This is a genomic window from Wolbachia endosymbiont (group B) of Limnophora tigrina, assembly GCF_964263235.1.
Taxonomy (GTDB): domain Bacteria; phylum Pseudomonadota; class Alphaproteobacteria; order Rickettsiales; family Anaplasmataceae; genus Wolbachia.
On the sequence record NZ_OZ181655.1, the window covers coordinates 714981 to 730559 of the forward strand.

At 36.1% G+C, this 15579-nt stretch carries 13 protein-coding genes, 2 tRNA genes and 1 pseudogene; 9 read left to right on the forward strand and 7 right to left on the reverse strand.

The features are described 5' to 3' along the window. The first annotated feature begins 30 nt into the window (after positions 1-30). Together ACE38O_RS03615 and ACE38O_RS03620 are read left to right on the forward strand one after the other, a co-directional pair. Positions 31-118 (forward strand) — tRNA-Ser (locus tag ACE38O_RS03615). Between the two features lie 168 nt (positions 119-286). Next, on the forward strand, positions 287-1303 hold the full coding sequence (locus ACE38O_RS03620; RefSeq protein ID WP_374698268.1) for an NAD(P)/FAD-dependent oxidoreductase: 1017 nt from the start codon (positions 287-289) through the stop codon (positions 1301-1303). 560 nt (positions 1304-1863) lie between these two features. Here the strand turns inward: ACE38O_RS03620 and ACE38O_RS03625 are convergent. The 3 genes from ACE38O_RS03625 to rpmE all read right to left on the reverse strand — a co-directional run bounded on the left by ACE38O_RS03625 (position 1864) and on the right by rpmE (position 4339). Next, positions 1864-3210 (reverse strand): hypothetical protein, encoded by a 1347-nt coding sequence (locus tag ACE38O_RS03625; RefSeq protein WP_374698269.1) that lies wholly within the window; start codon positions 3208-3210, stop codon positions 1864-1866. 92 nt (positions 3211-3302) lie between these two features. After that, complete coding sequence (locus tag ACE38O_RS03630; protein ID WP_374698270.1) at positions 3303-4088, reverse strand: NAD kinase; 786 nt, start codon at positions 4086-4088, stop codon at positions 3303-3305. A gap of 38 nt (positions 4089-4126) precedes the next feature. Further along, on the reverse strand, positions 4127-4339 hold the full coding sequence (gene rpmE, locus ACE38O_RS03635) for a 50S ribosomal protein L31 (RefSeq protein ID WP_265032789.1): 213 nt from the start codon (positions 4337-4339) through the stop codon (positions 4127-4129). Positions 4340-4467: 128 nt separating this feature from the next. Here rpmE and fabD point away from each other — a divergent pair, with 128 nt between their 5' ends. Then, entirely contained in the window at positions 4468-5451 is a 984-nt protein-coding gene (gene fabD / locus ACE38O_RS03640; RefSeq protein WP_374698271.1) for an ACP S-malonyltransferase, read from the forward strand. 52 nt (positions 5452-5503) lie between these two features. Further along, positions 5504-6259: a hypothetical protein gene (locus ACE38O_RS03645; protein WP_374698272.1), complete on the forward strand. Its 756-nt coding sequence runs from the start codon at positions 5504-5506 to the stop codon at positions 6257-6259. Positions 6260-6273: 14 nt separating this feature from the next. Here the strand turns inward: ACE38O_RS03645 and gpmI are convergent, their stop codons facing one another. The 3 genes and pseudogenes from gpmI to ACE38O_RS03660 all read right to left on the reverse strand — a co-directional run. Continuing rightward, entirely contained in the window at positions 6274-7770 is a 1497-nt protein-coding gene (gpmI, locus tag ACE38O_RS03650) for a 2,3-bisphosphoglycerate-independent phosphoglycerate mutase (RefSeq protein WP_374698273.1), read from the reverse strand. 33 nt (positions 7771-7803) lie between these two features. Beyond that, positions 7804-7875 (reverse strand) — tRNA-Asn (locus ACE38O_RS03655). Positions 7876-8002: 127 nt separating this feature from the next. After that, a pseudogene (locus ACE38O_RS03660) lies at positions 8003-8557 on the reverse strand (IS5 family transposase); the annotation flags it as partial. A gap of 150 nt (positions 8558-8707) precedes the next feature. Here ACE38O_RS03660 and gatA point away from each other — a divergent pair. Then, positions 8708-10177 carry an Asp-tRNA(Asn)/Glu-tRNA(Gln) amidotransferase subunit GatA gene (gatA, locus tag ACE38O_RS03665; RefSeq protein ID WP_374699077.1) on the forward strand — a complete coding sequence of 490 codons (1470 nt, stop codon included), beginning with the start codon at positions 8708-8710 and terminating at the stop codon, positions 10175-10177. 552 nt (positions 10178-10729) lie between these two features. On the opposite strand, the gene alaS is transcribed toward gatA, so the two are convergent. Beyond that, positions 10730-13339 carry an alanine--tRNA ligase gene (alaS, locus tag ACE38O_RS03670; protein ID WP_374698274.1) on the reverse strand — a complete coding sequence of 870 codons (2610 nt, stop codon included), beginning with the start codon at positions 13337-13339 and terminating at the stop codon, positions 10730-10732. 174 nt (positions 13340-13513) lie between these two features. Here alaS and ACE38O_RS03675 point away from each other — a divergent pair, with 174 nt between their 5' ends. The 4 genes from ACE38O_RS03675 to fmt all read left to right on the forward strand — a co-directional run bounded on the left by ACE38O_RS03675 (position 13514) and on the right by fmt (position 15567). Continuing rightward, on the forward strand, positions 13514-13957 hold the full coding sequence (locus tag ACE38O_RS03675; protein WP_374698275.1) for a PAS domain-containing protein: 444 nt from the start codon (positions 13514-13516) through the stop codon (positions 13955-13957). A gap of 98 nt (positions 13958-14055) precedes the next feature. Continuing rightward, complete coding sequence (gene rpmI, locus ACE38O_RS03680; RefSeq protein WP_015589253.1) at positions 14056-14262, forward strand: 50S ribosomal protein L35; 207 nt, start codon at positions 14056-14058, stop codon at positions 14260-14262. 20 nt (positions 14263-14282) lie between these two features. Further along, positions 14283-14648 carry a 50S ribosomal protein L20 gene (rplT, locus tag ACE38O_RS03685; protein ID WP_374698276.1) on the forward strand — a complete coding sequence of 122 codons (366 nt, stop codon included), beginning with the start codon at positions 14283-14285 and terminating at the stop codon, positions 14646-14648. Between the two features lie 19 nt (positions 14649-14667). Next, positions 14668-15567, forward strand: coding sequence for a methionyl-tRNA formyltransferase (gene fmt, locus ACE38O_RS03690; protein WP_374698277.1), 900 nt, complete (start codon positions 14668-14670; stop codon positions 15565-15567). Positions 15568-15579: the final 12 nt, after the last annotated feature.

Below are 15579 nucleotides of genomic sequence, written 5' to 3' on the forward strand. Positions count from 1 at the left end.
TAAAATTAAATGTTGTGATAAAAAAGAAATGGACGGATGGCCGAGCGGTTTAAGGCACCAGTCTTGAAAACTGACGTACGTGATGAGCGTACCATGGGTTCAAATCCCATTCCGTCCGCACAGCATCCCGCTATGTTAGCTGATTTTTAGAGCTTATTTGGACTATGTGGTTCATAACGCTGGAAATCTTATCTAATCTAGCCACATCTTTTAAAAATACATCCCTTTGTAAATTGACCTTATTAGCGAAGAAAGCTAATATCTATAAATAGATTACCATCTGAATATGAAAACCGATATAGTAATAATAGGTGCAGGGCCTGTTGGAATATTCACTGCTTTTCAAGCGGGAATGCTTGACATGGAATGTCATATAATAGATGTTTTGAATCAAGCAGGGGGACAATGCACAGCTCTTTACCCAGAAAAGCCAATATATGATATACCTGGTTATCCTGTAATTACTGCCCAAAAATTAATTGAGCAATTAATGGAGCAAGCTTCACCATTTGAGCCTGTTTACCATTTAAGTCAAAAAGTGGAAAAGATTTCAAATAACGAAGGGGGAAACTTTACTATCATAACGAGCATGGGTACAGAGGTAAAATGCAAAGCCGTTATCATTGCTGCAGGTAACGGAATGTTTGAACCTAACCGTCCACCCTTAAGTGGTATATTAGAATATGAAAATAAATCTGTATTTTACAGTGTAAATAAAATTTCTGATTTTCAGGACAAAACTATAGTCATTGCAGGGGGAGGTGATTCTGCAGCTGATTGGACTGTAGAACTTTCTAAAGTTGCAAAGAAAATTTATGTGATACATAGAAGAAAGGAATTTCGCTGCACTCCTGAAACTAGAAATAAATTAGAATCACTTGAAAATGATGGAAAGATAGAACTGGTAGTGCCATATCAATTACACGAACTAGCAGGAGGTAATGGGCAGTTGAGCGCAGTGATAGTAAAAAACATTGCCTCTAAGGAAGAAAAAGAAATATCCGCTGATTTTTTGCTGCCATTTTTTGGATTGTCAATGAATCTTGGTCCAATAAACAATTGGGGTATACAGTTAGAACATAGCCGCATAGTTGTTGATCCGACTACCTTAAAAACCAGTAGAGATAGAATATATGCAATCGGAGATATAGCTATTTATTCAGGCAAACTAAAGTTAATATTAAGTGGTTTTGCCGAGAGTGCTATGGCTTGTTACGACATATACAAAGTAATCCACAACTCTCCAGTCAATTTTCAATATTCAACTTCAAAGGGAATTCACGGGAAAGAAAAACTTACTTGACAAACTCCGCCAGCTCCCTTATCATGATAATGAAGGTATTCAGTTATCTTCATCTGTGCAGATTAAACAGCAAGAAAACAACGTAGTTAGCGTCTTATTTTTAATTTTTTGCACTATGTGCACCTTATGTCTTCACAACATTTCTGGGTTTTTACCTACATAAGCTGAAACGCGCTTATAAGTCGTTTAAGACAGTATAGTACGCCAATTTGCAGGATTAGAGAGTGACAACTAGCTAACACGGGATTTCTTTTGCCTTTTTTTCTGCCTAGTAAATTTCTTAAACATTTTAGCTAAGGTTAGTTGCACTTAAAAGCAGCTAAATTGCAGTGTTTAAGACTTAAAAAACGCCAAATACTGAAAATAGATAATGACCAGGGCTTCTTTTGCCTTTTTTTTATTTGGTAAATTTCTTAATGTTTGTAGCTAAACGACAACCGTCATCCCGCTACGTGTTAGCGGGATCTATTGCCGAGATACCGCGAATGAATCGCGGTATGAAGGTTAATTATTCTGCGGCGGTATGACGTAGGGTTGCACTAGCTATATCATGCATTTTATTAACCGACACTATAAACAACATCCTTACAATTATGAGATTGAACCACAACTTGCTCAAGCGTTAAGCTGCTGCGTTTAGCGTCTTTACTGTGGTTTTCTCCAAGAACATTTGTTCTTTCTTGTTTTATTTCTTCAATGAATTTCTTGTTAACGCTTTCAGTGTTAATCTTTTCCTGAGAATATATAAGGTTAGTGCAATTTGTTTTTCTATAATAATGCACGCCAAGACATATAATTGATAATGCAAGTATACCAGAACCTATAAGTAATGATAACCCTATGTTATTAATCAAAGGGTTTTGGTAAAATTTTTGTATATTATTAACACCGCCTTCCGCATACAGCAATAAAGGAAGTGCTATATTTGCAGCAACTACACCGTTCAGTAATGCAGTAAATAGTGGCCTATTGTTAATTACTGATTCTATTTTATTAGTTCTACTAACTACTTTTTCGTCAATGTTAATGAAGTTGTTTTTAGCTTCCCAAGCATTAAGTACAAAATTTGAATGAGTGCCATTGCTATATTCCAGTCTTACAGATTTTATAGCTTTACCTTCTGGCTGATGCTTTAACACCTCATCTAAAATTCCATCCGCATTTTTTTCTTGAGTTTTATGCTCTGCAGTATCTCTAAATTGCCTTATTGCAAAAAGTATTGGACTAATTGCAAGCAACGCAGCAAGTGCGATAACTGGTATAGTGATATATTTTGGGCTATTTGTAATAAATGCAATAAATTTTGCTTTATCTTGTAAATATACTAAAGCTGCGGACGTGCTGAGTATAATAGCAGTGGTAGTAAAAATTATAAAGCCTTTCTGCTGAATGGCATATTGCGCTTTTGGCCAGAATCTGTTTTTTTGCAGTTTAAATTTGCTATCTGTAGTTTCAGAGCCATCTGTTTTATATGATGGTGGAAGGGTTGAAGGTGTATCACTATGCTGACTGAACTTTTCAAAAAGATTTTTCTCACTTTCATTCCTATCCCAAGAGTTATCAAATACTGTTTCTTGTGAAACTGATTTTCTCATTCCTGAGCTTTGATTATCTATTTCACTGTCTAAACTCTTTTTCGAAAATTTTGTATCTGGGTTTATAGTTGCATAAATAGGTTCTTCTGGTTCATTACCAGATGATTCTCCTAAACCTGAGCTTGTGCTTTCCGTGTCTTGAGGCAAATAAACATGAGTTTGCTCATCTTTTGTTTGTGATGGAGAAAATGGTAGTACTTGACTACTAAGATCAAGCGAATTTCTGTCTGGTGTTATTCCACCATCTTCATCTATTGGTGTATGGGAAGTTAATGTGACTTTACCCTTATCTGTGTTTACTGATCCATGCATATTCACTCCAAAATTAATTACTATGTTGCGTTAATTACGCTATAGTTATTAAGATGTAGTAAATACCAATTTACGAATAACTCTAGAAAAGCTTAATATAAGAATTGTCTATCAAAGATCCTTTCATTGAGTGAGTCATCTTTGTCAAAAAGCAGAGTGATTGTATTTTCGTGATCTTTTTGCATTTTTATCTGCGATATATCATGAAACTCCTTGTAATCTGATACTACAAGTGCTGGACGGTTTTTTGTGTCGTTGATGTCAATCTGCACAATTGTGTCGTTTGAAATCAGTGCTCCATTCCAATGCCTTGGGTAATAGCTATTGATAGAGGTCAGTGCAAATAAATTTGAATTAAGTGGTAAGATCGGCCCACCAGCAGAGAAGTTATATGCAGTGCTGCCTGTAGGGGTGGACAATATTATTCCATCTCCTCTGAATTTTTCTACTTTTAGCTTATCATTAATAGTAATATTCATTTCTACTATTTGGTTTGCTTTTCTAAAAACGTATACTTCGTTTACTGCTATGTAATGATACCTCTTGCCACTTGTATCTGTGGCTTCCATTTTTAGCAAAGTTAACTGAGTCGGGACTGCATGTTCTATATGATCAATTAGATCTTTAAAGCATTTATTCATCAAAAACCCAACATTGCCAGTGTTTACTCCGTATACGTGTGTGTTTTTGTTTTCTATAATGTAATTATGCAAGGTGCGTAGCATAAAGCCATCACCGCCAACAACTATCAGTAGATCAATTTCGGACTTATTTTCTTCTGTTATATTGATAAAATTAAGTTTCTTTAATAGTTTAGATACTTCCTGCGATTTTGGTGATTGAGAAGCAACATAGCCTATATTTTTGTATTTATGCATGCTTCAGTAAACTCTCTAAAACTTAAAGAGGAGGAAAATTAGAAAATGCTTCCATATTTATCGTTAAACTTAGCTAATTTGCTAGTTTTACTTGCTGACCCGCTTGTCAAACTTCCAGTCCATGCAGGGTGAGTGAGAGGATCCCTATCAAGTTTTATCTTATCACCTTCCTTTCCATAAGTGGAACGAGTTTCAAACTCTTGACCATCTGTCATGACTATAGTAACCTTATGATAATCAATTTCTGCCATTGTTGCTTATAAACTTTTAGTCAGTTAATATTCTAGTGAACTTAATTCACTAAGTCAATCATTATTCTAAAATATTGACAAAAAATAAACAAAGTAGTATATTTAATAAGGAATAAATAATAACTATCATGATTTTTGCTTTCCCTGGTCAGGGCTCTCAGTTTGTAGGAATGGGAAAGAGCTTATATAGTGAGTTTTCCGTTGCAAGACAAGTATTTAATGAAGTGGATAGCATATTGGGTAGAAAGCTGTCTCATTTAATCTTCAACGGTCCTATTGAAGAATTAACCATTACAGAAAACGCTCAGCCAGCTATAATGGCAGTGTCAATCGCGACGCTACGTGTTATCGAGCATGTGTTTGGTGAATCTCTTTTTTCTGGTCATAATGTTAAATATGTTTGTGGGCATTCAGTCGGTGAATATACAGCGCTATGTGCTGCAGGGGCATTGACTCTTGAGTCTGCAATCAAGCTGCTGAAAGTTCGCAGCGAAGCAATGCATGAAGCTTCTTTGAAATGTGAAGGGGGAATGGTTGCATTGCTTGGAGCGGAGCTAAACGAAGTGGAAGATGTTTTAAAATCAGTCCAGATTGATAGAGTTTGTGAAATTGCAAATGATAACGGTGGTGGGCAAATAGTTATAAGTGGTACTAGAGAGGGTCTTGAAATATTACCCGATTTGCTCAAGAACTTGAACATCAAGAGATTAGTTAAGTTACAGGTTAGTGGACCTTTTCACTCATCTCTTATGAAACCTGCTGATGAAAAAGTTTTGGAATTTTTGGAGGGTATTAAAATAACCCGTCCTATAGTTCCTTTGATATCAAATGTTACAGCTAAAGAGGAGAATGATCCCAAAGTTATAAAAGCTTTACTTGCTAAACAAGTCATAAGCAGAGTGAAATGGAGAGAAGTGGTTTTGTATATGGCAAGCCGTGGCATTAACAAATTTGTTGAAATTGGCCCTAATAAAGTTTTATCTAATCTAGTTAAAAGAATTGACCAATCTATCAGTACAAAAAGTATAGGTAATATTGGTGATATTGACGGCTTCTTTAATGAATCATTAATATTGACAGCAAAGAATTTAAAAGTAAAAGCGTATAGCTAGCATAAAGTAAAAATTGGGCTATTTATTTGCTTTTATTATTGATAGCAGCAAAATGTCAAACATCGACACTAAAGAATATGATCTAACGTTAGGTGATACCACAGTTAAGCTTTTTATTAAAAGTAGCGATACAAGTGGAATCAATTTTATCAATGTGCATCAAAATGAAGTAACTTCAAAAGAAGCTGGCGAGCGTATAATCCAGCAGTTTGGTGGAAGAATGCTGTACATTACCCATGGTGATGGTACCCCACGCAATGTAGAATTTTACTTAAATGGTGAGCGGTATGAATTCGATCCCAATCGCATGTTTGATGATGTAGGTGCAGAAGCTAGCTTAAGAGAGTTTGGCAATTTTTCAGAAGATGCTTTGAGAATCATTAGAAACTTTGCGGAAAAAATTTTAGACTTTTTGCTTCCTAATCAGGATCATGTTATTGCTCTACATAATAACTATAACTCTCCTAGTTATTCATTCAAAAGCTATTTTTCTCCACCACTTTCTCATGATGTACTAAAGATTTATCCAGAAGTATGTCCAAAAAGCGGAACGGGTGAGTTTTTCTATACGACAGTTGAAAATTGGTTTGATGCTTTAAAACAGAAAGAAATTTTCAATATAGTATTGCAAAATAATAAAGCAGTTGAAGATGATGGTTCTTTATCTGTATATGCAGGAGAAAACAATATTCGATACTCTAATGTAGAAGCTGAACATAATCATTTAGAGCAGCAAATAGATATGCTATCTGCTATGCACAGTGTTTTGTTTCCTAATACGAACCAACCCTTAACAGTAGAGTTATAGTAGCATAAGGTGTACTATACAATCAACGAACTACCTGTCATTTCATCAGGTTTCTTAATTCCAAGTAGCTGTAAAATGGTAGGGGCAATATCAGATAACCTTCCGTCTCTTAGTTTTAGATTATCGCAAGACACAATAAATGGCACTTTATTTAGAGTGTGTGCTGTATGAGGTGTATTATTTTCTTCATCGAACATACATTCCACATTACCATGGTCTGCAGTAACAATTAATGCGGTGTTGCTTGACTTTTTAACAGCACTCAGCACTTTCGCAAGACAATCATCTACAGCTAGCACAGCTTTCTCGGCTGCTTTTATATTACCTGTATGCCCTACCATATCAGGATTAGCGTAATTTACAACTATCAGTGCGAATTCTTGGGAGTGAATTTTTTCTACAAGCTTTTCTGTGAGCTTGAAGGCTGACATTTCGGGCTGCAAATCATAAGTTTGAACTTTTGGTGAGGGAATGAGTATTCTTTCTTCGCCAGGAAAAGGTTCTTCTTTTCCACAATTGAAGAAAAAAGTCACATGAGCGTATTTCTCAGTTTCGGCAATGCGTAATTGTTGCAATTTATTGTCTTCTATTGTCTGTCCTAGAGTGTTAGCAAAAGATATAGGAGGAAAAATATAAGGAATTTTGAGATCTTCTTTATATTTCATCATGCTTAGAATTGAAGAGAATTTTGCTATTTCAGTATAGTTTGTTTTACCAAGCAAAATACTTGCTAATTGTATCATTCGATCAGCACGAAAGTTAGCCAACAGCACTCCATCTTCTGGTTTTATACCTTGATAGTCACCTATTACTGCGGGCCTGACAAACTCATCAGTTATGTTATTTTGATAATTTTCATCAATCAACGATACTGCATTATCATGACGAGGTGCCTTTGCAAATGCAATAGCCTCATAAGCTTCAGTTGTTCTCTCCCACCTGTTATCACGATCCATAGCATAGTAACGCCCAGAAACAGTAGCAATTCTTATGTCATTTCCCTTTATACTCTTTATAAATTCTTGAATGCATTTTTTTCCTGAATTTGGTAATGTGTCTCTGCCATCTAAAAATGCATGTATCACCACTTTGATTCCATGCTGTGATATTTTATTTGCTAAAGTCGAAATATGCTTTTGATGCAAATGAACACCGCCATCTGACACTAATCCCATTATATGACATACTCCGTTCTTACTTTTTAGATTACTAATAAAACTTTGTAGATTTACATTGTTTTCTATTGTTCCAATCTCTTGATTAATGCGCTGAAGGCTTTGCATTACTACTCTACCACTGCCAATATTCATATGGCCAACTTCTGAATTACCTATTTGACCACCAGGTAACCCAACATCAGTTCCACAGGCGGACAAACTGCATTTTGGATAATTAGAGCTAATATATTGCCAACAGGGTGGATTTGCGTTGCTAATAGCATTATATTTACTGCTTTCTACTCCATTTCCCCAGCCATCTAGTATACATAAAACAACTGATTTAATGCCCATATAAGATTAACACTAGAATTTCATAGAGAAGAGCTCCCCGGGCCGGATTCGAACCAGCGACCAATTGGTTAACAGCCAACTGCTCTACCACTGAGCTACCGAGGAATAAACCGTCTTTAATTTATCACGTTGAACGTTGATTGTAAACGTTTTTTGTATACTTTGTAAGAGCCTGTTCAAATTCACTTCGCTTTATTACTTCAACAGTTGCACCAATAATATCTTTTATTTACGTTGCAAAATTCTCTCCTGTATAGCCCGCATCAACCAGTATATTTTTAACTCCAGAAAGGTTTTCTTTTGCATTGTTGACCATTCTCACAGCACTGCTGCGGTCAGTTGTTCCTGCAGTTGTTACATAAATTGCATGTGGTAAACCTTGAGTATCAACTGCGATATGGCCCTGAGATTTTTTTACCAGCGTCATAGCCTTTTTCTTCAGCAGTATCTGCGTTCTTTACACTCTGAGCATCAATTATGCAAAAGCTGTTTCCGACCATTGTTTTGTCGCAACTATTTTTTTTAACACGCGCTCCAAAACACTTTCTTTACTTCCGTTTGGTTTTTCACTCCATTTTTTAAAATAATCATAACAATTGCGCCATTTTGGAAACTCTTTTGGTAGCATCCTCCACTGACAAACGCTTTTCAGGATGTATAACACTCCACAAAACACATCATACAAATCAAGTTTTCTTGGTTTTATTTTTTTTCTACAGGACTCTAGATCTGGTAAAATAATCTCAAATCTTTCCCGACTTATGTTACTTGGGTATAAACTCCTCATATATCCTAATTTATATACATTATCTCTTAGTTTATTCCTTTCTTGAGATTATGTACAGGTTCTTAGCTATATTTCTAGCTGTAACTATAAATGTATGGATTTTTTATCGTGCCATGTTATAATTAACGTCTTGCTAAAAATTAAATATTGATGAATGAACTAAAAAAGTTAAGTATTACACAAATGCATGACGGGCTCAAAAAAAGGAGTTTTTCCGCTGTTGAACTCGTGGAGGCGCACATCAGTGCGGTTGAAAATGAGAAATTAAATGCATTTATAACAAAAACCCCAGAGATAGCAATGAAAGCTGCTAAAGCTGTAGATGAACATTTCTCTAGGCAAAAGGATGATTTAATCTCGCCGCTCATGGGTATACCAGTTGGCATCAAAGATCTATTCTGTACAAAAGGAATAAAAACAACAGCATGCTCAAAAATGCTGGAAAATTTCGTTCCGACTTACGAATCTACAGTGTCTGACTTGCTTTTAAAAAGTGGAGCAGCCATGCTCGGCAAGCTTAATATGGATGAATTTGCTATGGGTTCTGCGAACACAAACAGCTATTTTGGCCCTGTTGAAAATGTGTGGATTAGAAAAAGTGATGGGGAAAAAGTTGTTCCTGGTGGATCATCTGGTGGATCTGCAGCATCGGTTGCTGGATTTTTATGCGCTGGAGCGTTAGGAAGCGACACCGGTGGATCTGTACGCCAACCAGCAGCTTATTGTGGAGTAGTTGGAATAAAGCCAACTTATGGAAGATGCTCGCGTTTTGGTATGATTGCATTTGCGAGTTCTCTGGATCAAGCAGGAGTCATTACTCGTTCTGTCTCTGATTCAGCATTAATGCTGGAAGCAATTTGTGGCTATGATAAAAAAGATTCAATATCGAGCGAAAAGCCAGTGCCTAAATTTTCTAGCTTTATAAATGGTGATGTCAAGGGTAAGTGTATTGGTATACCAAAAGAATATAGGATGGATGGAATTTCAGAGGAAATAGTTCATAATTGGGAAAGAGTTGCTTCCTATTTAAAAGAAAATGGCGCTGAAGTTGTTGACATTACTCTGCCGCATACTAAATATGCAATACCGGTCTATTATTTAATCTGTTCTGCTGAAACTTCATCCAATCTTGCTCGTTACGATGGTGTGCGTTATGGATTAAGGGTTGATGCTGATACCCTTGAAGAAATGTATTCACTAACAAGAGCAGAAGGTTTTGGTAAAGAGGTGAAAAGAAGAATTTTAATTGGCGCTTATGCGCTTTCTTCAGGTCATTATAATGAATATTACGAAAAAGCGCAGTGCATTAGAGCATTAATCAGAAATGATTTTATAAAAGCGTTTGAAAAAATAGATTACATACTTGTGCCATCTGCTCCAACAGAAGCTTTTGGCTTAAATGAAAAGCCAGATCCGCTAATTATGTGCATCAATGATGTGTTTACCGTGCCAGCAAGTCTTGCAGGATTGCCTGCTATTTCTGTTCCTGTTGGGCTTTCCAATGAGGGTTTACCACTTGCCTTGCAAGTGATTGGAAATTATTATGACGAAGCTGGAATATTAAATGTGGCAAGTGTGATAGAGCAAAATTGCGGCAGAATAATTAGACCTCTTGCATAATCTATTTTCTGATAGTAATTTTTGCATTAAAATTTGCTTATGCTAATCAACGTACTCTATGGTTCCATTTTTAGATGAATAGTAAAAACAGGGCATATTAATCTGTTTACAAAATTTTCGTGTAACAGTTCACACTTAATTAAACAGACTAAATTCTGTAATTTTTGGATGTTGAAAAATTTACCTTACGTTGTCATTCCAGCGCATAACGCTGAAATCTGGATTTATAGAAACGGATTAAACGAAAAAACTTGCTTGACAAGCTCTAAGTAATTCGTCATTCCGCTATGTGTTAGCGGATGAGATACTGTGACGGTATGACGTAGGATTGCTGTCATCCCGCTACTTGTTAGCGGGATCTATGCTGGGAGATACCGCGAATGAATCGCGGTATGACGGTTCGTGGCAGGATGACGGTTAAGAAATTCGTCATCCCGCCACTTGTTAGCGGGATCTATGCTAAGAGATACCGCGAATGAATCGTGGTATGATGGTCTGCGGCGGGATGACGGTTCGCGGCAGCATCGTCGTCATTCCGCTATTTGTTAGCGGCTAAGAGATACCGCGGCGGTATGACGTAGAGTGCTTAGAAGCGGTTATTTTGCTATAAATGGCTGTAATGGCATCATCTATTTTATTGCTATCACAGCCTGTTTGTGCAAGTTCAGCATTCCCACCACAGTTCTTTTCAACTGCTATTGATATTAGTTCTTTTGCGCTAATCTTATTGATTAAGTCTTTACTTACTTTAATAATCAAGACTGTTTTATCTTTTTCTGTTGCCGTGAAAGCTATTACCGTTTTTGGTTTTTGTTGCTGCAAAACAAACTCTCTTATTACATTTGCTGGAATATCAGTGAAAGTGTGGCTTATAAAATTTATTCCATTTATTTCAGTGCTTTTTATATTCTCTGCACTCACAAGCTTTTTATATAGGTTTCTTATTTTGGTTTCGGATTTTTTGTGTTCTTGACTTAAAACACTTAATCTGCTTGTTATTTCACTTACTGGCACTTTTACGAATTCTGCAACTTTTTTTAAGCTAATTTCATTATCACGTACATAATTAATTGCTTCTTGACCAGTTAAAGCTTCAATTCTTCTCACTCCAAAAGCAACAGAACTTTCTGTTACTATCTTAAATAAACCGATTTCTCCAGTATGTTCAACGTGCGTGCCACCACATAGCTCTTTCGAATCTCCAATATTTACAACTCTAACCTGATCACCATATTTTTCACCAAACAACGCCATGGCTCCTTCGTCTATTGCCTGATTCATGCTTTGAATTTTTGTAGATACAGAAAGATTTTCTCTGATTAGAGAGTTTACCATATCCTCTACCCAGAATAACTGATCTTGAGTCACTTGAGTGTTATGGCTGAAGTCGAATCTCAGTCTATCTGGTGCAACTAGGGAACCTTTTTGTGTAACATGATCACCTAAGATTCTTCTCAATGCAAAGTGCAGAAGATGCGTAGCCGAATGATTTCTTCTTAAGGTTTGCCTTCTTTCCTTGTCGATGCTTGCTGTAACTACATCACCTTTACAGATTGAACCAGATTTGACTACGCACCTGTGCAAATATAGATCGTTAATCTTATTAGTATTTTCCACTATTGCTGTACTGCCATCAGATTTTGTTAGACTTCCAGTATCTCCCACCTGTCCACCTGACTCACCATAAAAAGGTGTTTTATCAAGTATAATGGTTATCTTTTCTCCCTCCTTTGCAGAATCAATTACTTCATTTTTAGAGGAAACTATAGCTAGTATTTTCGCATCACTTACTTCATTGAACTCATAACCAACAAATTTTGTTTTGCCAAATTTATTGATCAAATCAAACCATACTTGCTCAACAGATTTTTCACCAGATCCAGCCCATTTAGCACGTGCTCTCTCTTTTTGTTCTCCCATTGCATCATCAAAACCCTTCTGGTCAAAATTTATTTTTTTCTCTTTTAAAACATCAAGTGTAATATCCAAAGGAAACCCATAGGTATCATATAGCTTAAATGCTGATTCTCCAGGTAAAGTATCGCCCGATTTTAAATCTGTAGTGAATTTCTCCAGAAGATTGATACCTTTCATCAAAGTGTCTTTAAAGTTTTCTTCCTCTGATTTTAACGTTGTTTCTATTAAGCTTTTGGCTCTGACTAATTCAGGATAAACATCTCCCATATAAGCCGAACTCGTGCTATCTATCAGCGCCGGAAAAATGCGATGGAGTAGAGAATCATTATATCCAAGCAGGTGGATATAACGCGCGGCTCTCCTAATTAATCTGCGTAATACGTAATTCCTGCCCTCATTTCCAGGAAGCACTCCTTCTGCGATGAGAAATGCAGCCGCGCGAAGATGATCTGCTACGATCTTATGCGCTATTTTATTTTCCGTTCTTCCACAGTACTCTTGAGATTTATTGATCAGAGCAGAAAATAGATCAATATCATAGTTATCATGGACATTTTGCATTACAGTAGCTATTCTCTCAAGACCCATTCCAGTATCGATGCATTTTTTTGGCAATTTGTGTAAATTACCTTCTTCATCTTTGTTAAACTCCATGAATACCAGATTCCAGATTTCAACAATTCTATCGTCGTCTTGTAAATTAGGACTCCCATGGTCATAAAAAATTTCAGAACATGGACCGCATGGACCAGTGCTTCCCATACTCCAAAAGTTATCATCCGTTGTAATTCTTATGATTTTATCACTTGAAAAGCCACTTATCTTACGCCAAATCTCGTACGCCTCATCATCAGTATGGTAGACGGTTATGGATAGTCTGTTTTTATCAAGAGATAACTCCTTAGTGATAAATTTCCACGCAAATTCTATCGCAGTTTCCTTAAAGTAATCACCGAAGCTAAAATTTCCGAGCATTTCAAAAAATGTGTGATGCCGAGTTGTATAGCCAACATTTTCAAGATCGTTGTGTTTACCGCCTGCTCTTAGGCACTTTTGACTTGAGACAGCACGTTTCATTTCAGTTTTTTGAGCACCAGTGAAAATATTTTTAAACTGCACCATACCAGCATTTGTGAACATGAGCGTTGGGTCATGTTCTGGAATCAAAGGAGAAGCAGAAACCTGCTCGTGGTCATTACTTAAAAAAAATTTTATAAATCTTTCTCTGATTTCACTTAACTTCATTATTTTTATTGAGATTATTCATGAATAATAAGCTGCAATGGAAATAAAATCAATTACAATACCACCTCTCTCTAGATCTCAGAACTTCTAGTGACATGCACCTTGTGGTAAGGAAAAATCAATATATTCACGATAAATTTACCTCATATCTGTGTTTTATATGTGGAAATTGGAATGGAAATTTATGTAGGCAAAGAAAAAAGAATAGCAAATGTGGTAACTGAGCACTGGAGTGATATAAAAGGATCAGACAGAGATTGGCCAGAAAGGCACGAAATAGACACTGCAGAAATAATGGAGTCATGGCAGCATTGTTTTATCATTGAAGTCAAGGATCAAGGTTATATTTGTGAAAATGCAGGAGAAAAGGCTGTTGAATTCTATGGTTTTGAGAAAAAGACGCGCATTGATAATAAGTATGCAATTGATGCACCATTTTTGCGACTATATAAAATAGATGCAGTTATTGATAAACTTGATGCTGTAATAGAGAGTAAATGCCCAATCAATGAAGAGGAAGAAAGTGAAAGTGTTAAAATGAGGCAAGTATTGTTGCCACTTGGGAATAAAGAAGATATAACACACATATTGGGCGTAATTACTTTTAAACTCCTTTAATGTACAATTTTAATTTGATTCTTTAGTAAAATTATTTATACTACTACTTAATTACTATTAAAGAACTAGATAGTAGTGCTTATAAATTTGTTTGGAATATGAAGAAAATAAAATTAAAAACTAAATCTTCTGTTAAAAAGCGCTTTCACCTTACAGCTAAGGGTAAAGTCATTTCTACTCAGTCAGGCAAAAGGCATGGCATGGTAAAGAGAAGCAAATCTAATATTCGTAATCAGCGCGGTACAACGATTCTTGGTAAATCTGACTCGCGTATAGTTAAGCTTTATATGCCTTATGGTATTTAACAAAATGGAGGTAAAATAAAATGGCTCGGGTAAAACGTGGAGTTACTACTCACGCTCGTCATAAAAAGATATTGAAACTGGCAAAGGGTTATAGAGGACGTGCAAAAAGCTGTTATAGAATTGCATTACAAAGAGTTGAAAAAGCACTGCAATATGCTTACAGAGACAGAAGAAATCGTAAACGTGATTTCCGTAATTTATGGATAATACGTATTAATGCAGCAGTAAGAGAGCATGGGCTTACTTATGGTAGGTTTATTCATGGTCTTACACTTGCTGGAATTGATTTAAATAGAAAAATTCTTGCTGAGATGGCCGTTAATTATAAGGATGATTTTGCCAAATTAGTAGAAACCGTAAGTGGTAAATTAGCGGAGAATTCTTAAAGCAAAAACACTTAAAAGCATGAGAATTATTTTCATGGGATCACCAGGATTTGCTGTTAATTCTCTGAGCTTGTTACTGAAATCAAAGAGCGAAGTGGTAGCAGTATACACCAAGGCTCCAAAACCTTTAGGACGTGGACAGAAGCCAACGAAATCTCCAGTACATGTTATCGCTGAAGAAAGTAACATAGAGGTATGCACTCCTACTTCTCTAAAATCTCTAGTGGAGCAAGAAAAATTTAGAAGTTTCAAACCAGACGTTGCAGTTGTGGTTGCATATGGATTGATACTTCCAAGAGAAATCTTGAATATTCCAAAATATGGTTGTATTAATATTCATCCTTCATTACTGCCAAAGTGGCGTGGTGCAGCTCCGATACAGCACACAATTTTAGCCGGAGATCAAGAAACCGGGGTTAGCATTATGCAATTGGATGAAGGATTAGATTCCGGCCCTATTTTAAAACAGGAAAAATTTCTTATCGAAAAGAACGATAACTACAAGACATTGCATGATAAATTGTCTGAATTAGGCAGTGATTTACTGCTGAAAGTGCTAAACAAAATTGAAAAACAGGTTCCCTTAAAACAGAACGATAATGATTCATGTTACGCTGACAAAGTGGAAGACTATAAAATTTATGCAAGTGATGCTTGTGAGGTTGCTTATAGAAAGGTTAAAGCGTTTTACCCAAAAGCGTTCATCAAGATAGAGAATAAACGTATCAGGATACTTGATGCTGACTTTGAAGCTCTCGCTTCAGAACAAGGTAAGATTGTTAACGATAATATGCACATAAGTTTAAAAGGTGGCACTTTAATTCCTAAAGTTGTACAAATGGAAGGGAGAAATCCTTGCAGTATTGAAGATTTTATTCGTGGCTTGAAATCAAGCATGGTAAAAAAATTTATAGAATAGACTGCTTTAAAT